The 20,051-nt window shown below is 46.8% G+C and carries 15 protein-coding genes and 1 pseudogene; 7 read left to right on the forward strand and 9 right to left on the reverse strand.

From position 1 onward, the window contains the following. Nucleotides 1-239 precede the first annotated feature (239 nt). From acsA to ppsA, 5 genes are all read left to right on the forward strand, one after another. Complete coding sequence (gene acsA, locus RXX31_RS03530; protein ID WP_317587724.1) at nucleotides 240-1,976, forward strand: acetate--CoA ligase; 1,737 nt, start codon at nucleotides 240-242, stop codon at nucleotides 1,974-1,976. Beyond that, nucleotides 1,973-3,979, forward strand: coding sequence for a pyruvate dehydrogenase (acetyl-transferring) E1 component subunit alpha (pdhA, locus tag RXX31_RS03535; RefSeq protein ID WP_317587725.1), 2,007 nt, complete (start codon nucleotides 1,973-1,975; stop codon nucleotides 3,977-3,979). Before acsA ends, pdhA begins: the two co-directional genes overlap by 4 nt. 13 nt (nucleotides 3,980-3,992) lie before the next feature. Continuing rightward, nucleotides 3,993-5,300 (forward strand): dihydrolipoamide acetyltransferase family protein, encoded by a 1,308-nt coding sequence (locus RXX31_RS03540; RefSeq protein ID WP_317587726.1) that lies wholly within the window; start codon nucleotides 3,993-3,995, stop codon nucleotides 5,298-5,300. After that, complete coding sequence (locus RXX31_RS03545; RefSeq protein ID WP_317587727.1) at nucleotides 5,297-5,542, forward strand: acyl carrier protein; 246 nt, start codon at nucleotides 5,297-5,299, stop codon at nucleotides 5,540-5,542. The genes RXX31_RS03540 and RXX31_RS03545 overlap by 4 nt, the downstream gene beginning before the upstream one ends. A gap of 63 nt (nucleotides 5,543-5,605) precedes the next feature. Then, nucleotides 5,606-8,020, forward strand: a complete 2,415-nt coding sequence (gene ppsA, locus RXX31_RS03550) for a phosphoenolpyruvate synthase (protein WP_317587728.1) — start codon at nucleotides 5,606-5,608, stop codon at nucleotides 8,018-8,020. 19 nt (nucleotides 8,021-8,039) lie between these two features. Here ppsA and RXX31_RS03555 read toward each other — a convergent pair whose 3' ends face one another. The 4 genes from RXX31_RS03555 to RXX31_RS03570 form a co-directional block, all read right to left on the reverse strand. Beyond that, nucleotides 8,040-8,864 (reverse strand): FAD-binding oxidoreductase, encoded by an 825-nt coding sequence (locus RXX31_RS03555; protein ID WP_317587729.1) that lies wholly within the window; start codon nucleotides 8,862-8,864, stop codon nucleotides 8,040-8,042. Continuing rightward, the gene (locus tag RXX31_RS03560) at nucleotides 8,854-9,942 is read right to left on the reverse strand and encodes a 4Fe-4S dicluster domain-containing protein (RefSeq protein WP_317587730.1); all 1,089 of its coding nucleotides are present in this window, start codon (nucleotides 9,940-9,942) and stop codon (nucleotides 8,854-8,856) included. Before RXX31_RS03560 ends, RXX31_RS03555 begins: the two co-directional genes overlap by 11 nt. Then, nucleotides 9,939-12,131, reverse strand: coding sequence for a formate dehydrogenase subunit alpha (gene fdhF / locus RXX31_RS03565; protein ID WP_317587731.1), 2,193 nt, complete (start codon nucleotides 12,129-12,131; stop codon nucleotides 9,939-9,941). Before fdhF ends, RXX31_RS03560 begins: the two co-directional genes overlap by 4 nt. Nucleotides 12,132-12,242: 111 nt before the next feature. Then, complete coding sequence (locus RXX31_RS03570; protein ID WP_317587732.1) at nucleotides 12,243-13,067, reverse strand: formate/nitrite transporter family protein; 825 nt, start codon at nucleotides 13,065-13,067, stop codon at nucleotides 12,243-12,245. 106 nt (nucleotides 13,068-13,173) lie between these two features. On the opposite strand from RXX31_RS03570, the gene RXX31_RS03575 reads away from it, so the two are divergent. After that, on the forward strand, nucleotides 13,174-15,894 hold the full coding sequence (locus RXX31_RS03575) for a cation-transporting P-type ATPase (protein ID WP_317587733.1): 2,721 nt from the start codon (nucleotides 13,174-13,176) through the stop codon (nucleotides 15,892-15,894). A 26-nt stretch (nucleotides 15,895-15,920) separates the two neighbouring features. Here RXX31_RS03575 and RXX31_RS03580 read toward each other — a convergent pair whose 3' ends face one another. Next, on the reverse strand, nucleotides 15,921-16,493 hold the full coding sequence (locus RXX31_RS03580) for a protocatechuate 3,4-dioxygenase (RefSeq protein ID WP_317587734.1): 573 nt from the start codon (nucleotides 16,491-16,493) through the stop codon (nucleotides 15,921-15,923). Nucleotides 16,494-16,965: 472 nt separating this feature from the next. Between RXX31_RS03580 and RXX31_RS03585 the strand changes: the two genes are divergently transcribed. Beyond that, a complete protein-coding gene (locus RXX31_RS03585; RefSeq protein WP_317587735.1) occupies nucleotides 16,966-17,307 on the forward strand; it encodes a DUF3316 domain-containing protein in 342 nt (113 codons plus the stop codon). Nucleotides 17,308-17,415: 108 nt separating this feature from the next. Here the strand turns inward: RXX31_RS03585 and nlpI are convergent, their stop codons facing one another. From nlpI to RXX31_RS03605, 4 genes and pseudogenes are all read right to left on the reverse strand, one after another. Continuing rightward, nucleotides 17,416-18,357 (reverse strand): lipoprotein NlpI, encoded by a 942-nt coding sequence (gene nlpI, locus RXX31_RS03590; RefSeq protein ID WP_317587736.1) that lies wholly within the window; start codon nucleotides 18,355-18,357, stop codon nucleotides 17,416-17,418. 204 nt (nucleotides 18,358-18,561) lie between these two features. Continuing rightward, nucleotides 18,562-18,648 (reverse strand): annotated as a pseudogene (locus RXX31_RS03595) (carboxymuconolactone decarboxylase family protein); the annotation flags it as partial. Nucleotides 18,649-18,655: 7 nt separating this feature from the next. Continuing rightward, a complete protein-coding gene (locus tag RXX31_RS03600; RefSeq protein WP_317587737.1) occupies nucleotides 18,656-19,249 on the reverse strand; it encodes a cysteine dioxygenase in 594 nt (197 codons plus the stop codon). Nucleotides 19,250-19,504: 255 nt separating this feature from the next. Continuing rightward, entirely contained in the window at nucleotides 19,505-19,975 is a 471-nt protein-coding gene (locus RXX31_RS03605; protein WP_317587738.1) for a nucleoside deaminase, read from the reverse strand. Nucleotides 19,976-20,051: the final 76 nt, after the last annotated feature.

A 20,051-nucleotide genomic window follows, 5' to 3' on the forward strand; every position in this document is an offset into this window, starting at 1 on the left:
TGTTATTCATTGGTGACTGTTTTGTTAATTATTTATATTCCTCACAGTATAGATTAAATTTGGAACTGGCATGCCGACTGGCCCAGTTTTATACAGCTATTACGCAGAGAATTGGGCTAGCTCAAAACATTAGTAAAAACTTAATTACCCGGTGACAAACCCACCACGATAAACCATACTTTTAGCAGGTCTATTTCCCTAATCAGGAAATCGTTCACTTTTGTGCGGGATGCCAAATTATGGTTAAAACAATTTTTCACCAAACGCTGGCGGACAATGCCAACCTGCAAATAGAACCTCACAAAGCATTACTTTCCCCTCCTCCACTTAAAGGGCTGAGCTCTGGTGGTCTGAACATAGGTTATGAAGCGCTGGATCGTCACGCTAATCAACCGGAACAAGATAAATTGGCTATTCGTTGGATCAGTAAAGACAATGAAGTTATTGATTTCAGTTATCGCGATCTTACCGAGCAAACCAACCGTTTTGCTGATCTATTATCGAAGCTCGACATACCACGGGGTAGTCGCGTATTCAGCCTTGCAGGCCGCAGGCCAGAACTTTATATAGCGGCGATAGGAACCCTAAAAGCAGGTTGTGTGTTCACCCCTCTTTTTTCTGCGTTCGGACCCGAACCTATTCGTTCGCGAATGGAAATCGGCGTGGCCAACGTCGTCATTACCACTCGCAGCTTATATCGTAAAAAACTCAAAAGTTGGTGGCGGGAGCTAACGCACATTAAAGCCATAATACTGATTGATGGCAGCCTTGATGACGAGCCCGGATGTTATGACTATCACGAGTTAATGGTGGATACTAACCCCGAACACCAATGCGAGCCGACACAGTCCGAAGACATGGCGCTCCTTCACTTTACCAGTGGCACAACGGGTAAACCAAAAGGGGTGATTCATGTTCATCAGGCGGTAGAGCATCATATTCACTCGGCCTTTTATGCGTTGGATCTTAAGCCTGATGACATCTATTGGTGTACGGCTGACCCGGGCTGGGTAACAGGGACAACGTACGGCATCATCGCCCCGCTTTGTCTTGGGGTGACCATGATTATTGATGAGGCTGAATTTGATGCCGAGCGTTGGTATCAGATCTTGCAGGATCAAAAAGTCACCGTCTGGTATACCGCGCCGACCGCGATACGAATGCTAATGAAAATTGGTGAAGATCTGCCTAAGCAATTCGATTTGTCACATTTACGCTTTATGGCCAGTGTCGGTGAGCCGCTTAATCCGGAGGCAGTGGAATGGGGTGAAAAAGTCTTTGGTATGCCATTTCATGATAACTGGTGGCAGACAGAAACTGGCGGCATCATGATTGCGAATGTCCCTTCAAGGCCAGTCAAACCAGGCTCGATGGGCAAACCCCTACCCGGTATTGAAGCTGATATTGTCAACACTAACGATGATGGCTCTTTACGTCTGGAGACCGAGCCGATGCAGGTCGGTGAGCTAGCTCTCAAATCCGGCTGGCCTTCTATGTTTCGCGGCTATTTAAATCAAGAAGAAAAATACCAGTCCTGCTTCAATGGCGAATGGTATCTAAGTGGCGATTTGGCGATGAAAGATGAAGACGGCTACTTCTGGTTCGTTGGTCGTAAGGATGACCTGATCAAGTCTTCTGGCCACTTGATTGGTCCTTTCGAAGTTGAGAGCGCCCTAATGGAGCACCCTGCAGTTGCAGAAGCTGGGGTTATTGGCGTGCCCGATCCCGTTGCAGGCCAAATCGTCAAAGCCTTTGTCGCGCTTAAACCAAATGTGACTGCGGACGAGGAACTTAAACAATCGCTGCTTGGTTTAGCTCGTAAACGTCTTGGTGCAGCAGTAGCGCCGAAAGAAATCGTATTTCGCACTAACCTGCCAAAAACACGCAGTGGCAAGATCATGCGCCGTTTACTTAAAGCACGAGAACTTGGCTTGCCTGAAGGCGATATTTCGACTTTGGAGAGTGATGAACAATGAACAAGAGACTCCATATCAATCGTGAACATTTGCTCAAGCAGTTAGAACAGATGCTCCGTATTCGTCGTTTTGAAGAAAAGTGCGCTGAGCTTTACGCACTGGAAAAGATTCGTGGTTTTCTCCATCTTTATATTGGTGAAGAAGCCATCGCCGTTGGAGTGATGTCGACACTCAATAACGATGATCAAGTCGTCGCAACCTATCGAGAACACGGACACGCCCTTGCCAGAGGGATGAGTATGGGCAGCGTACTCGCTGAAATGTACGGTCGAACCAACGGTTGCAGTCGCGGTCGTGGCGGCTCTATGCACCTGTTCGATAAGAATCTGCAATTCTACGGTGGTAACGCCATTGTCGGCGGAGGTCTGCCTCTTGCGACCGGTCTGGCGCTTGCGAACAAAAAAATGCAGCGAGATGCTATTGCGGTGTGTTTTTTTGGTGAGGGTGCCGTTGCCGAAGGTGAGTTTCATGAGAGCCTTAACCTCGCGGCACTCTGGCAGCTCCCGGTTTTGTTCATCTGTGAAAACAATCGTTACGCAATGGGGACGGCGCTTGCACTCTCTGAGTCGAACACCAATATCTCTCAAAAAGCCAAAAGTTACGGTATTGAGTCCACCCAAGTTGATGGCATGAATGTGGTTGACGTAGAAGCGGCCGCCGGTGAAGCCGTTGATTATGTCCGAGATCAGAAAAAGCCATATCTTATCGAGTGTCAGACTTACCGCTTCCGTGGGCACTCAAGTTTCGATACGCAATTATATCGGGATAAAAGTGAAGTTGCCCTATGGGAAGAAAAAGGCCCCGTTAAACAACTCATCCATTGGCTACAGAAAAACAGCCACTTTCAGGATCAAGAGCTAGCTGATATAGAAGCGAAAATTGCTGAAGAAATCAGTGAAGCCATCGCTTTCTCAGAAAGTGGTGAACTAGAGCCAGAAGAACAACTGACTCGTTTTGTCCATAGCCCCGAAAACCAACAAACACCTGAACCGCTACCTTGTAGCCAGGCTCCCGACAAAGTGACCTATCGCGAAGCACTGCGCGCAGGAATTAGCGACGTACTGAATAATGAACCTCGATCTTTTCTCATGGGTGAAGACGTCGGACGTTATGGTGGTTGTTACGCCGTCAGTAAGGGACTGCTTGAACAATTCGGCCCAGATCGAATCATTGATACGCCGCTTTGTGAGTCGGGATTTGTCGGCGTAGGTGTTGGTGCCGCACTTGGTGGCATGCGCCCTATCGTCGAGGTCATGACCGTTAACTTTAGCTTACTGGCGATGGATCAGATCATTAATACCGCCGCGACTCTGCTGCATATGTCTGGAGGTCAGTTTAACGTCCCGGTTGTTATTCGTATGGCTTGTGGCGCAGGCAAACAACTCGCCGCACAACATTCTCACAGTTGGGAGAACTTCTACGCTCACGTTCCCGGCCTAAAAGTACTTAGCCCGGCAACTCATAATGATGCTTGCTATATGCTCAGTCAGGCGATTTCAGACCCCGATCCCGTGATCATTTTTGAACACGTAATGCTACTCAATGAAGAAGGTCAGATTACAGAAACACCTGATGCACCGATGGACAAAGCGTTGGTTCGTCGGGATGGTAAAGACGTCACACTTATTACCTATGGCGGCAGCCTTGGTAAGGCCCTACAAGCGGCTTATCAACTTGAGACAGAAGGCATAGACGCTGAAGTGGTTGATCTTCGTTCACTCAGACCGTTGGATACCGACACCATCATTGCCAGTGTTTCGAAGACTCATCGTGCCGTCATCATTGATGAAGGTTGGTATACCGGCAGTCTGGCGGGTGAAGTCAGTGCAGTCATCATGGAAAACGCTTTTTGGCAACTGGATGCGCCTGTCGGTAGGGTTTGTACACAAGAAGTGCCAATACCTTACCCTCACCATTTAGAACAAGCCGCCATTCCACAAGTGGACAAAATCGTGAGCGCTGCAAAGGCAGCATTAATGACGCCCGATTGGCAGGAAAAATGAGGAGAATCCGCTCATGGGAAACAGTAACCACGATGACTCCTTAATTGATATCACCATGCCTGCTCTTGGTGCCGACATGCGCGATGGTACACTGATGGAATGGCAAATAAAGCCGGGCGACCACGTAGAAAAAGGAGACATCATTGCGATCATTGAGACCAGCAAAGGTGCGATAGACATGGAGTCTTACCATACCGGCACCATTACCGAGCTTCTGATAGAGCCGGACATCAAACTACCGGTTGGTAGTGTTATGGCTCGAATGGAAAGCGACACACCCGTTTCCAGTGCTATTGAGCACACACAAGCCGCCTCAACGACAGCAGAAGTATTGCAGCCTGTAGCCAAACCAGAAACTGAAGAGTTACCACCTTACCTTGCCCCTAAAACCGCTCGACTTTCAGAGACAGAATCTGCGACAGGAAGTGACATCGTAACAACTGATGAGCTATTAAAACGCATCAACTCTACTTCTGAAGGCCACCAACGGCAATACGCATCGCCAGTCGCAAGAAAAACTGTGCATCTATCAGGAATTGAACTGTCGACACTTACCGGCAGTGGTCCATATGGTGCCGTTCTCCTACGAGACTTACCAAAAGATAGTGACTCACCAACAGTGGCAGCTGCTGATAAAGTAACAACGGAGCGACAAAACGTGTCACCAATGCGGCAAGCCATCAGTGATGCCATGAGTCGCTCGAAAAAAGAGATCCCCCACTATTATCTCGCGCTGGATATTGACCTGACTAAAGTACAAACCTGGCTGGCAGAACAGAATCAACAGCGTGAACCAGAGCAACGGCTTTTGCTACCCGCAGTCATTCTCAACGCCATCGCCCGCCAGCTTGTCAAATTCCCTGCTCTCAATGGATTTTATCAAGATGGTCACTTCACCCCTTCTACGGCGGTGAATATAGGCAATACCATCAGCCTGCGAGAAGGCGGTTTAGTCATTCCGGGCATTCTCAATGCGGACCAGTTATCCGTGGATCAAACTATGGATGCGCTACGGGATTTAGCCGAACGTAGCCGACGCGGGCGACTTCGCAGCTCCGAGATTAGCCAAACCACCATAACGGTAACCAGTATCGGGGAACGAGGTGCCGATAGTATTACTGGTGTGATTTACCCACCTCAGGTAGCCATCATTGGACTTGGCCGCCAACGTCAGGCTCCGGTAATCAAAGAGAACCAAATAGAAATTGGCGAAATCATGACGGTGACACTCGCCGCTGACCATCGTGTAAGTGACGGCGTCACAGGAGCTCGTTTTCTGCAAGCATTGGCGAAGCAACTTCAACATCCGGAGGCTTTATGAGCAATATCAATATACCAACCACGATTGCCGAAGCGATAAAACACATCGCGCCGGAAATTGAAATGGACGAAATCGACCTGGATGAAGATCTACGTGAAGAGTGCGATCTCGATTCGATGGACTTTCTTAATCTCCTTGCATCTCTGAAAAAGAGTACCGGCGTCAGTATTCCGGAAGGAGACTACACCAAGGTACGCAGTTACAACCAATTAAAAAGCTATCTGCAAGAAAGGTGTCAGTAAGCGCAGCATTATCGCGACAATGACGGCAGACAGCCCCTTAAAAACGAATAAAGGACGCTGACTATGTCTACACAAAACGCACAACCGTTGATATATCAATATCAACAGCTTCATAAAACAGATGTCAGCCTCGTCGGAGGCAAAAATGCCAGTTTAGGTGAAATGCTCAGCCAGCTAGGTGCAAGTGGCATTCGGGTTCCCGACGGCTTTGCCACCAGCGCACAATTCTTCCGCGACTTTCTAGCACAAAATGAACTGAACGATCCGATTGGCGAGTTTCTTAACCGAATGAATCGAGAAGAGATCAGTCTAGCGGAAGCCGGCAAAAACATACGCGCCTTGATCAGCCAAGCACACTTTACCCCTGAGCAAGAGAGCGCCATCTTAGATGCATACCACGCCTTATGTGAACAAATAGGCGTCTCTTGTGCATCGGTCGCAGTGCGTAGCTCCGCCACCGCAGAAGATCTCCCTGAAGCCAGTTTTGCTGGCCAGCAAGAAAGCTATCTGAACATTCGTGGTGATCAACAAGTGCTCGAGGCTTGTAAGCAGTGTTTCGCCTCACTTTATACCGACCGCGCTATTGTTTATCGTCAAGAACAAGGCTTCGAACACCAACAAGTTGCTTTATCCGTTGGTGTGCAACAGATGATCGAGTCACAATGCGCAGGCGTGATGTTCAGCCTGGATACCGAAAACGGCTTCCCGGACGTAGTGATGATTAATGGTAGTTGGGGACTAGGTGAAACCATTGTTAAGGGCTCGGTTACACCGGATCGCTTTATGGTCTATAAACCGCTGCTTGAACAATCAGACAAACGTCCAATCATTGAAAAACAGCTTGGTAACAAACTGGAAAAAATGCAGTTCAATGAACCGGGGAACGTCACTCAACCAACCATTACCCTGCCAACCAGCAACGAAGAACGCAATCAGCTGGTACTGAATGATGATGAAATACTGCAACTGAGCAAATGGGCCGTGATCATAGAACACCATTATGGCTGCCCTATGGACATGGAATGGGCCAAAGATACCCAAACCCAGCAATTGTATATGGTTCAGGCAAGGCCTGAGACCGTGGAATCCCACAGAGATGCGGCTCTGTTGGTCAACTACAAACTAGAAAAAACCAACGCGCCTGTGCTGCTTGAAGGCGCCAGTGTCGGTGGCGCAGTCGCCGTCGGTCAAACCTACACAGTACTTTCTCCTGATGATATAGACTCATTTCCTGAAGGGGCAATTCTGGTGACTGAACGAACCGATCCTGACTGGGTACCATTAATGCGCAAAGCGGCTGGTATCATAACCGACTCAGGTGGGCCAACCAGCCATGCGGCGATTGTCAGTCGCGAGCTTAAAGTTCCTGCGATTGTCGGCACCGAACACGCGACAGAAAAACTCAACTCAGGACAACTGGTGACCCTGAGTTGTGCCCAAGGTGCGGTTGGTCAGGTTTATGAAGGTGAAGTTAGTTACACCACGCAAGAGATCGACCTTAAAGCGTTACCGTCGACTAAAACGAAAATCATGATTAATGCCGCCATGCCCGATGGTATTTTCCACTGGTGGCAACTGCCGACTGCCGGCATTGGGTTAACCCGCATCGAGTTTATTATCTCCAGCCATATTGGGCTGCACCCTATGGCACTGTTACATCCAGAACAAATCACCGATCCCGAGGTCGAAAACGAAATTCGTGCGCGTTGTGAAGGCTTCGACACACTGGCGGATTATTTCGTCGATAACCTTGCGCTTGGCGTCAGCAAAATAGCCTCAAGCCAATATCCTAAACCGGTGATTGTGCGTATGTCTGATTTCAAATCGAATGAATATCGTGGCTTACTCGGCGGGGATTTCTTTGAGCTTCATGAAGAGAACCCGATGCTGGGTTTACGCGGAGCCTCTCGTTACTACCATCCTCGTTACAAAGAAGCGTTTCAGCTTGAATGTAAGGCGATCTTAAAAGCCAGAGAAGAGATAGGATTCGATAACATCATCGTGATGATCCCATTCTGTCGTACCGTCAGTGAAGCCGACAAAGTGCTGGAAGTAATGGCGGAAGCGGGGCTTAAACGAGGAGAAAACGGGCTGCAAGTCTATGTAATGTGCGAGATACCATCTAATGTTATTCTTGCCGACCGATTTGCAGAGCGATTTGATGGCTTCTCTATCGGTAGTAACGACTTAACTCAACTAGTGCTCGGCATTGACCGCGACTCAGCAGAACTGAAACCGATGTTTGATGCCCGAGATGACGCGGTTAAAAGCCTGATTGAGCAAGTCATCCATGTCGCACACAGCAAAGGATGCAAAGTCGGTATCTGTGGGCAAGCACCTTCTGATCACCCGGAATTTGCTGAGTTTCTTGTCTCTTGCGGCATCGATTCGATTTCGCTCAACCCAGACTCATTTGCTAAAGGCTGCACTGTGGTAGCGAAAGCAGAGCAAGAAATTTCGCAATCCAATAAACCGTAAAATGCTCTCTCGACCAGCATTAAACAGTTAAAAACTCACCCACCTCGGCCCAGCTTAATGTTGGGCCGTGAGTGCAGACATAGTGGTTTTTCATGTAACAATGTCCGCATAACCCCACCGCACAATGCATTCTTCTCTCAACAGAAAGATAGATATCTTGCGGATCAATACCGTAAGAAACCAAATATTCGCTCACGACACTCATCATCGCCTCAGGACCAGCAACCAATACACAATCTGGCTGCTCACCGAATGAATGCAGTACGGTAGGTAACACACCTATTGCCGTCCCCGGATAATAATCTTGCTCATCAAGACCAGAGGGATCTTCCACCACGTTGAATATAGGAATGCAGTGCTTCCAGCGTTCTCGTTCCGGTTTCAGTAACAAGGATTGCTTATTCCGCGCTGCATAAACCACTTCCAGCTGGGTGTAACTTTGCTGATCGATAAGTTGTTCAACAACGCTAACCAAGGGGGCAAGGCCACACCCTCCACCTATGATTAAAATTTTCTTATCCACCAATTCACTGGCCTTCCAACCATGGCCAAAAGGCCCACGAGCCCCTAGTATCGCTCCACGTTCTTTACTAAACAGCGCTTGTGTGACAGCGCCCATTATGCGTACTAGTGCTCTAAAATTTCCCGACTCGTCAGGTAACTGAGTAAAGGTAAACGGCGCTTCACCAACCCCCGGTACACAAAGCATGAAAAACTGGCCACTTTGGATTTTCAGCCATTTTGGATCCAACTCTAGTAAGCGGAAATGGTAATGACGGGTGTCTTCTCCATCATCATAAAAATCAATAATTTCGATACTGTCCGGAGTAAGGTTAAACATCATCGGCTATCCTTCTCATTAATGAATGTACGCCAATAACTCCAGGGCACGTCTGTTCGCAGCGCCCACAACCCACACAGCCATAGCGTCCAAACTCAGGTACAAAATCAATACTGAACTTGTGATACCAAAAGCGCTCTACCCTTTTTGCCGCTTCCTTGGTCGGGTTATGAAAACTGGCTTCACGCTGGAAACCCTCATATAAACAAGAGTCCCAAAACCGGACTTGAGAAACATTATTACCTTGAAAAGCATTGTTGCTTTGAGAAACATTGTCCTGTTGCGAACGTTGGGCGTCTTCAGAATCCGTATTCTCTGTAATAGAACGAGTACCAAAACACGAGCAGGTTGGGCAAAGTGTCGTACATCCAGAACATCCCAAACATTGGATGCCCACTTTTTGCCAAAACTCATCGGTCACCCTGCCTTGACTGACTTTCTCAATGCCTTCAATAAGGTAACGGTCGTCAGGGAAAGCCTGTTCACAATGGGCGATATTTTCCCAGCGTTTGCTCCTATGATGAGTCGACGCCACTTTAAGATCGAGTCCTTGTAACGCCTCTTCGCCCAACTTCGACAATACCACCAACAGCCATGATTCCTCGTCCAAAGGATGAATAACTAAATCCGCGGTTTCATCACGCACACTTGGGCCAGCGTTAACGGTAGGACAGAAACCGTGCTTACAGGGTTGAGTGCAATCCACACCGATCAACAATGCTTGTTTCCGGCGAGCTTGATAGTATGGGTCTTGATCAAAGAACTCGTCTTGATAACGAATCGCGACCAAATCACAGCTTTGCACACCAAACAAAACAAACGGTTCCACGTTTGGCAGTGTCTCTTTAAAAAACCTCCCGTCAAACACGTACATTGGTTCGTTTTCAGTGAAGAAGAAACTCTTAGCCGAATGCGTTGGTAATTGATTAATCAAAGGCGGTAGGTCTTGCGCGATGACTTGCTGCCAATAGTAATCCTCCGCCCCCTGCTCACTATTCGCAACGACCTGATAAAGCGCTCGATCCTGGAGTAAGTGCATTCTGAGTTCATCTAAAGAATCTAACAGGTAAGTCTTTGTCATTTTACTTCCCCCGGTTTTTCCCAAGGTGCGAGTGGCTTATGCCCGACAGGCAGTAGCTCAACCTCCACGGCACAGGCTTTTAACTCTGGCATTTTGGTGACGGGATCTTGCGCTGTATTGGTCAGCTGATTCGATGGTGCCTCTTTAAAATGATAAGGCATGCTTACTACGCCAGGTGGGACATCATCGGTTATCATCGCTCTTGTTTCGATGTAACCGCGCCTTGAGCGCACGCTGACCGGGCTATACAAAGAAATCCCTAATAAGTCAGCGTCCCTAGGATTAATGAACAAAATACCTGGCGGGATCTCTCGTTCCAATAAGGGAGATTTACGTGTCATGGAGCCACAGCCATAGTGGAAATGTAGCCGATTCGTGGTTAACAGCAATGGAAAATCGGAGTCAGTAGGTTCATCAATCGGTACGTATTTAACCGGTGTCAAACGCGCTCGCCCGATGGGAAATTCATTTTCGTGAAGTACTGCGGTACCTTCAGGAGCATCTTCGTTACATGGCCATTGAAGACCATAATTTTTATCCAGTTTCGCGTAACTCATCCCTTGGTACGAAGGGGTAATCGCGGCCATCTCATCGAACACATCTTCACTATTACACCAATTTAATGCGTCACTCCCCATTCTTTTTGCCAGTGCTTGCAACCACTGCCAGTCTGCCATTGCCTCACCCACTGGTGGCATCGCCTGATTAATATGCTGTACGCGACGTTCACAATTGGTAAAGGTGCCCGACTTCTCCGCAAACGAGGCGGCTGGGAGAATATAGTCAGCCAGTTTTGCTGTCTCTGTCATGGTCAGTTCGGCAACAACCAGCAAATCCAATGACTTGTATGCTTGTCGAACGTGGTTTTGATCCGGATCGGTTACCACGGGATCTTCACCAAAAAGAATCTGAGCCCGAAAATGTCCTGCTAACGCCGCTTTGGTCATACCCAATGAGGTTAAGCCGGGTCTCGAAGCCACATCACAATCCCAGTAATCAGAGAACCGCAACTGCATAACGCTATCTTCCACTGATTGATACCCCGGATAGACATTAGGTAAACATCCCATATCGCAAGCGCCCTGAACATTGTTTTGTCCGCGTAGTGGATTAATGCCAGTGCCCGGTTTGCCTATGTGCCCACAAACCAGCGCCAAATCGGCTAATGCAATCACATTGGACGTACCACTAACAAATTGAGTGATCCCCATACCGTACATAATCATGGCTTTGTCTGCCTGGCTATAACATTGAGCAGCCTGGCGGATAAGATTCGCCTCAACGCCGGTCGTACTCTCGACGGATTCAGGTGTAATACGCTCTACATGATCTGACAATGCTTCAAAGCCCTCACAACGATTGGCAATAAAGTCCTCGTCATGCCAGTGATTACTTAAAATCACATGAATCATGGCGTTAATGAGTGCGATGTTGGTTCCTGGAGTCAGCTTTAAATGTAAATCTGCAATCTTGGCTAAACGTGTGACTCTGGGGTCGATGACGATCAGCTTCGCACCGGCAAGTTTGGCACTCATCACCTGCCCGCCGAGAACACTGTGGTTTTCTGTAGGGTCAGCCCCGATCACCACGATCACTTCTGCCTCAAACAGATCTTTGGTGCTGTTGGTCATCGCACCTGAGCCTAAAACCTGTTTTAAGCCTGCAACCGTCGGGCTATGACAAATACGGGCGCAATGGTCGATGTTATTGGTGCCTAATACCGCACGGGCAAATTTCTGAGCGGCGTAATTGTCTTCATTAGTCGCACGGGCGCTGCTGATCACCCCAGTCGCATCGGGGCCAAACTCCTCAACAATGCCAAGTAGAGACGAACTGATTTCGTCAAGCGCTTCATCCCAACTGATCGGGACGAATTTATCCTTGTTGCGTTTCAAAGGTTGAGTGATTCGATTTTCAGCTGAAATCGCGTAAAGACTACTCCACCCTTTCTCACACAGTTTTCCTTGACTGATAGGGTGAGCATTCAGTGGGCTAATTCCACACACTTGACCATGTGAATCACAACTCAGAAGCACCCCACAACCGACACCACAAAACGGACATACCGTTTGAGTTGGATGATCTCGAACCGTGCTATGGTTGAGCAGCGGCACCGATGGCATCGCATCTTCGTCTAACGGAAAAGGAAGATCAGGGGCTTTTGATTCATTTTTCTGTTGAGAGCTCATAGCCTTAACCTTGCTACGTGAATCTAGCTAAATTATAGCAGTCTCCTGTTATTCGTTAGGCGATTAGCATGAGAAGAAGTGATCTTAAAACCTGCTTTAGGCAATCATTTATTATTCACTTTCAGAGTGACCACGCTGATAGATAATGTGATAGACCAAGCCAACAAACACACTTCCTCCGACGAGATTGCCTAAAATCACCGGAATCAAGTTACTGAAGAAGCCCAATATCCCGACCGAGCCAACGGATTCAACCGTACCCGAACTTTGTAGCATCATCGCTAAAGAAATGAAGTACATATTCGCAATACTGTGTTCAAATCCAGCTGCGACAAACGCGGAAATAGGAAAAACAATGACGACCGCTTTGTCTACCACAGTGCGTCCAGCTAACGCCATCCAGACCGCCATACACACAAAGACATTACATAACACGCCACGGAAAAACGCCGTCCAGAAAGGCATCTCACACTTTGCTGCCGCTATGTTTGCATACGTTGTTGCGATAGCTCCGTGATTCATTTCCGAATGACCAGAAAAAAACACCATTGCAGCGACGCTAACCGCGCCAACGAAGTTGGACAAACAGACCACAACCCAGTTTTTTAACAATTCTGCTGTCGTGATTTTGTTATCTGCCCACGCCATCGCCAGTAAGTTGTTGCCAGTAAATAATTCGGCGCCGGCAATAATGACAAGTATCAATCCCAGAGAAAAGGTTACTCCACCTAACACTTGCTGCGTGGCGAAACTTAACGATGCATCCGATTTAACGATAGTAAAATACAGACCGCCCAGACCAATGAACGCGCCTGCTAAGATACCCAACATAACCATAGACAAAAGAGGTAAGCGTGCTTTTGCTACACCAATAGAATCCACCTTCTCTGCAATTTGCTTAGGGGAAAAGGAATCAAAGCCATAGATGTCAACCACGAGCGCCTCCTGCTTACCCGTTTCATATCCAAAACCTAGTCGATATTCTATAATTATCAAACAATGAGCATACTCCAACGTACCCCATTAGGTAGGAGCCTAATACATGGAAGAAACCGGCGATCTTTGGCACAGTAAGTCCATCGACGAAACTTTTTCTACACTCTCAAGCCAGCCCGATGGTCTAAGTCCACAACAATCCGCTCAGCGCCTCTCTCAGTTTGGAGCAAATAGACTCCCGGTCTCTCATGGGAGAACGGTTTTTCAGCGTTTTCTTGGCCAGTTTCAAAATGTCTTGATCCATGTTCTGCTCGTTGTCATGGTTGTCACCGCCGCCCTAGGTCACTGGGTGGATGCCGCCGTAGTTGCTGGCGTTGTAATCATCAATGCTATCATCGGCTTTATCCAGGAAGGCAAGGCGGAAAACGCACTCAATGCAATTCAAGCGATGCTCGCTCCGACAGCCTTAGTCTTACGCGAAGGCCATCAAATCAAGATCAATACCGACGAACTGGTTGTAGGCGACGTGGTTATCCTACAATCCGGTGACCGAGTACCTGCAGACCTGCGTTTGTTTCGCAGTAAAGGGCTTCAAGTTGCCGAAGCGGTGCTGACAGGCGAGTCTATGACCATCGAAAAAACGACTCTGCCAGTCAGTTCAGACAGTGAATTAGCCGACCGCTATTGCATGGTTTATTCGGGAACGATGGTGACTCATGGGCAAGGCTCAGGGGTTGTTGTTGCGACTGGCATCAATACTGAGCTGGGTAAAATAAGCTCCTTGGTTTCAAGGGTAAAACCGGCTACTACCCCACTTCTCAAGCAGATTGCTCAGTTCAGTCGCTGGTTAACGGCTGGTATCTTAATTGTTGCCATTGCAACCTTTATTTATGGCCTACTCATTCAGGGCTATCCCATTACTGATATGTTTCTTGCGGCAATCAGCTTAGCAGTAGCGGCGATTCCAGAAGGATTACCCGCAATTATGACCATCACTCTTGCGATTGGTGTGGAAAGAATGGCCAAACGTAATGCAATCATTCGCCGTCTACCTGCCGTAGAAACGCTGGGTGCAGTCTCCGTCATTTGCACCGATAAGACTGGTACCCTTACTCGTAATGAAATGACCGTGCAAAAACTCATAACTTCAAGTAACGAGTTCGGAATCGGCGGTACAGGGTTTGATCCGCATGGCGAAGTAACCATTAATCGGGCGTCGATATATCCAGATGATCATCCTTTTCTGATTCAGGCGATGAGAGCTGCTGTGCTATGCAATGATGCCAGCATCAAGCTGGTTGATGATAAATGGCAAATACAGGGCGATCCGATGGAAGGCGCACTGCTGATCGCAGGTATGAAGGCAGGCATCGACAGCGAAACAGAGACAAAAAGCTTTCCCCGGACCGATCTTATCCCATTCGAATCAGAACACCGCTTTATGGCGACGCTCCACCATAACCATATCGGAGAAGCGTATATTTTTATTAAAGGCGCCCCCGAACAGGTTCTCGACATCTGTAACCAACAACATGGAGATCAAAACGGCGTCAATACAACCACCGAAATCGATCGAAATTACTGGCATGAGCAAATTGAAGCCATGGCCAAGCAAGGGATGCGAGTTTTAGCGATTGCTTATCGACCAACAAAATACACCCAACTCGAACTCTCTTTCGACGATGTTAAAGATGACCTCATCATGCTTGGGCTATTTGGATTGTTCGACCCACCGAGACAAGAGGCAATCAATGCCATTGACGTGTGTAAGGGCGCAGGGATACGAGTAAAAATGATGACGGGTGATCACGCCCTAACCGCACAAGCTATAGCTGGACAGATAGGTCTTATAAACCCTAGTGATGCACTTACAGGAATACAAATCGATGCGCTGACCGACGATGAACTGTTCGCGGTTGCCAGAGAAGTTGATGTCTATGCCCGCGTCAGTCCGGAACATAAAATGCGACTCGTCAACACACTGCAACAGCACCAACAAATCGTCGCGATGACTGGCGATGGCGTTAACGATGCACCCGCGCTTAAACGTTCGGACATTGGCACCGCGATGGGGATTACGGGTACCGACTCTGCTAAAGAAGCCGCCGAAATGGTGCTTACCGACGATAACTTTGCATCGATTACCGCGGCAGTTGAAGAAGGCAGAGCCGTCTACGATAACCTCAAAAAGGCCATTCTGTTTATTCTGCCGACCAACGGAGGTGAAGCGCTAGTCATACTGGCAGCCGTGGTTTGGGGATTTAAAGACCTCCCTCTCACGCCCATACAAATTCTTTGGGTTAATATGATCACCGCCGTCACGCTTGCTTTAGCATTGGCCTTTGAACCTAAAGAACCAAACCTGATGCAACGTACTCCTCGCGACCCGGATACGCCGCTTTTAACTTCTCATCTTATTTGGCGAGTAGTCTTTGTTTCTATCATATTGATGTTTGGCACTCTGGGTATGTTTGTTTGGGAAATGAGTCAACAAGAGGATATTGCCAGAGCCCGTACCATCGCGGTAAACACTCTGGTGATGTTCGAGATATTTTATTTGTTCAATACCCGGTTCATCCTTGATTCTGTTTTCTGCCGCCAAGGATTGATTGGTAATTATTATGTGTTAATAGCGATCGCGGTACTGATCGTCTTTCAAGTATGCTTCACCTACCTGCCATTCATGCAGGTGTTGTTTGGAACCGCCGGACTTGAAGTCGACGTATGGCTACGAATCATTATTGTCGCATCGTCTGTGCTGTTTTTAGTCGAGCTGGAAAAGTACTACTTAAACAAATCAATGATGAACACACACTCTGCAACCTAACTCTAAACGCTAAGTGTCACAAAGATCTAGGCAATCACAAAGGTGAACTCTCCGGTTAGGTGATCGTCTACTTTTAATGGCTCAAACTGCAAATAGTCACGTGCTTTTCCGCCCCACCACTCATTGCCGGTTTGGCCTTGCAAATAAAGTTGTGTGGTCAACAGTTCTCGTTCACCACGCCACAGCTTAACGTGTATATGTGGTGGACGAGAACCATAGGCAACAGGATATAAAGTCTGGAAAAGGTAGCGCCCATCTTTACCCGTCACGGCTGCACCAAAGCCAGCAAAGTGGGGATCAAATCTGTCATTGTTTGATTGGTTGGGATGGTCATAAATACCCTGCCCGTCACACTGCCAGATCTCCACCTTAACACCAGAAACCGCATTTCCCGTGGTGTCGATAACCTTGCCGTGTAGCATAATAGGCTCACCTACCACCCCTTCGGTCTGCAAAATCAAATTCTCACGCAGAGGTATAGCCACGACAGGATAAAACGGCCCCTCGGTTTGCGCTGGTGTAGGCTTCATTGGACTTGTTGCTTTAAGCGAAGGTGCAAACAGAAGCGTCCATAAAGCCAGAAAATGCCTTCGTTCCATGATCTCATCCAATTTGATTGACTGTTTTAATTGTGGCGTACACAGAGCAATTTTCCACTTATGGGAGGTGGTATTAACGCCATCATTTCCCTGCACATTCATTAGCCAGCAAGTTTGTTGATAGTAAAGACAAGACAAAGCCGGTTGGTGATCGCAAAAGGTCAGCCGTCTCTTAAACACGCTTTTGGTTACCGCGGCCCTTAATGACAAAACACTCATAAAATAACCCGTTTAACTTGATCAAGATCAAATAGGTGCTACTTTTTAAGTATGGACCTCCTGTTTTGGAGTACATCCATACAAGTCGAAATTGATTTTTTCATTTTCAGATAGCAGTCTTTTCATTCTCACTCAGGCAGCAGAAAGCTTGCAAGATTGTGAAAATGATTAGTATCAGAATGATATGAGAACAAATGAATTGGAACTTAGTCGTTGTGTGTGCCTAATATCCTGTTCATTGTGAGGTACTGTTATGAAAGCGTTAATTACAATCATGTGTATGTTTTTTGCGTTTACCGCTACCGCTGGTGAACGGATAATGCAGAATAACAAGACACTATATTCAGATACATTTGCGAGTAAACAGGAAGCGATTGATGCTGGCTTCAATATGTATGACTCACTGGCGAGCGCAAATGACAACCAGTTACGTTGGAAACTGAATCCTACTGGTCAAAGTATCGTAGGACATAGTATGAACGTAGAAAGTGCTCAAGTGCGGGTTGAGGAAATTCCTGTATCTCGAGGCGCTATGCAATATCGTGCTGTTATTGACGTTGATTTCAACTACAAAGTGAAAGAAGATGGTCGCTAAGCTTCAGATGTTCAAATAGATGCATACTCTTGACATAAATTAATAAAAGGCGAATAACTCAATCGGTTATTCGCCTTTTTACTGAATTGCGACTTGCAGAAGGTACTACTAGTTTAAAGTAACAAACTTTTCCGTATTACCCGTTTCTTTCGCGGCTTCAAATTCTTTCGAAATACGTTCTAACTCTAAATATGCATAGCTATGCTCATTATAACTGCATACGTTCAAAGATATCGCTAACTTGTACACTGATAGAGCTCTGCTCATATCCCCATTTTCCGTATAATACTTACCTAGATAAAAATAGGCTTCGGTAAGTCGCTGGGCCATCACTTTATTGTCTGATGTGCTATTAGTAACTAATTTAACGACATTTTCTTCAGTTATTTCGTTCAGCATTATACCTGCCAATACCCAGCCCCACTCATCGGTTCGGTTTTTATAACTCTCTTGTAAATGTGCCGTTGCTGAAGCTTTATCTACGTCAGATTCTATAATATATAACCAGATAGCACGGAAAGGATCGTTAGGGTTATCCTCATGGAAAGTTTTCATATCTTCCAGTGCAAGTTCTGCTCTTCCGCCATAATAAAGTGCAATTGCACGGTTATATATGGCTTGCTTATTATTCGGATCCAATTCAAGCGATGAGTAAAATGCGTCATAGGCAGCATCAAATTGGCTGATTTGGGTGTAGTACATCCCAAGCAGATTATAGATATCAGGTTGTCGTGGATTGATCTGTAGTGACTTGGCATAGTCTGTACTAGCTAAATCTCTTAGTCCTATCTGATCGTAATAGACGCCGCGCTTTAAATATATTTCGGCGCGAGACTCATCGCTGAGTTCTTTATCTGTCAGGAGGTGGTTTAGTTTTGCAATGTTAGCCTCGGCGATTGCATTCGGTTGCAATGGTACAGCCATAGCTGGATACACTAATTGTTGTTCATTTCGGGTTGAGCTTGCTTGGGAAATGTCTTCATCAACAGAGTTGCACCCTGTCAAAACAATCAGCGCACCTAAACTATAAAACTTATACCATTTGACCATATCTTTACTCCAATTTTTACTCCCAAAATCAGTACGGGAGTCGTGCGAGCACCTTTATAGCACAAAAAATAACCAAAACACCAATTATTAATCAAATACTCAATAACCGATCATGCTTTTAATGAGATGACTACTTCTTTAAAAATTTAATGCTGCTGGAAAACTGGCGTAGACAGGCATTTGAATGATTACTTCTTTCAGTTATTCTTCTGTACAGCCAACGTTAAGGGCCGCGTGAAAACGCACTTTGAGTTGCGGTATACCATTACCCAAGACAGTTTCACTAGCTAAATCTGGATTATTCCTTTGTCCGGTCCCAAATATTCGGAAGCACTTCGTTTGAGTATCCAGAAATAAAAACCTTTTTCTTCCCTGTACCCGGTTCATAACCATGACGACTCACTCCACCAATGTTTGCACCGTATACATGGATGCTAAGCGACGTGTGATTTGAGTGGGCGTTCGACACTTTATGAATATCCCCAATCCTTGGTGATACTAAGTCGATGCTACCAACCGGAAGGTAATGTGTCCCCTTTGACGCGAACCGCTCCGATTCAGGATCAAGGTAAAATTCTTCGCAAGACTCAGCGCCTCTCATAACCCCTACCATCCCCCATACCGAGTGATCATGTACGGGTGTTTCTTGGCCCGGCCCCCAAACAAAACTCACGACAGAGAAACGTTCTAACGGATCACAATATAATAAGTACTGTTGATAATACTCTGGATTTGGCTGTGCGAACTCATCAGGTAACCAGTCATCATGGCTGATAAGCTCTGTCAGGAGCACCTTACCATCCGCAAAGATGTGCTCCTCATCTTGACCAACTTGCTCGATTAACTGGGTGAACGAGCGAACGAAATCTCCTAATCTGGCTATGTTTCTCATTGCTGACTTTCCGTCTTCTGGCTATTGCACATTGTCACACTGTAACTTTTAACACGCTGTGTAATTCTAACTTATGTAATGGATACATTAGTTGTCGGTTAAAAAGTAAGTCAAATGGCATGGTGAAGAACTGAGCTTTGAAGCAGTTTGAGACCAGTGTATCAACTGTATAAGGTGCTACTTTTCCAAAATCAGGTTACTAAGATTGGGTTATTACTAGTGCCCTAAAAGATCGATGTTTTCGAATACGGCGACTTACCAGAATCCAATATGGTCTGCGGCAATCTCTTCTTCCAGCTGAGCGTATGGGCCACGTACTTCAACCTTACGTTGCCCAGCGGTAAATACATCTCGGCACGCGAGGTCTAAGGTCAGGTTTTCAGGGTTGTCACCGGTGAGTTCAGCGAGACGCTTTTCTGTCAGTCCAAATACGACACTACCGATGCCAGCCCAGTAAATAGAACCAGCACACATACAGCAAGGCTCGACAGATGTCACTAGCGTACACTTTTCAAGGAATTCAGGCTCATATTGACGCGAAGCAAGGCGGGCAACATTAGACTCAGCGTGTCCAACTCCCTTATCTTGTTTATACGTGTTACCCGAGCGAATCAAAATTTCTCCGTCTGGGCCGATAAGCATTGCGCCAAAGGGATGATTACCACTGTCTACGCTCTCTTTAGCTAGAGAAATCGTCGTTTTCAGATGATCAATATCGTTTTTCATAAGCAACTCCATTTGTTTATGCTCTTTGAATCTTTTGTTGAATCTGAAAACACTATAAGAGAGAGTTTTCGTTGTT

It is taken from the genome of Vibrio sp. EA2 (assembly GCF_033042495.1).
Lineage (GTDB): Bacteria > Pseudomonadota > Gammaproteobacteria > Enterobacterales > Vibrionaceae > Vibrio.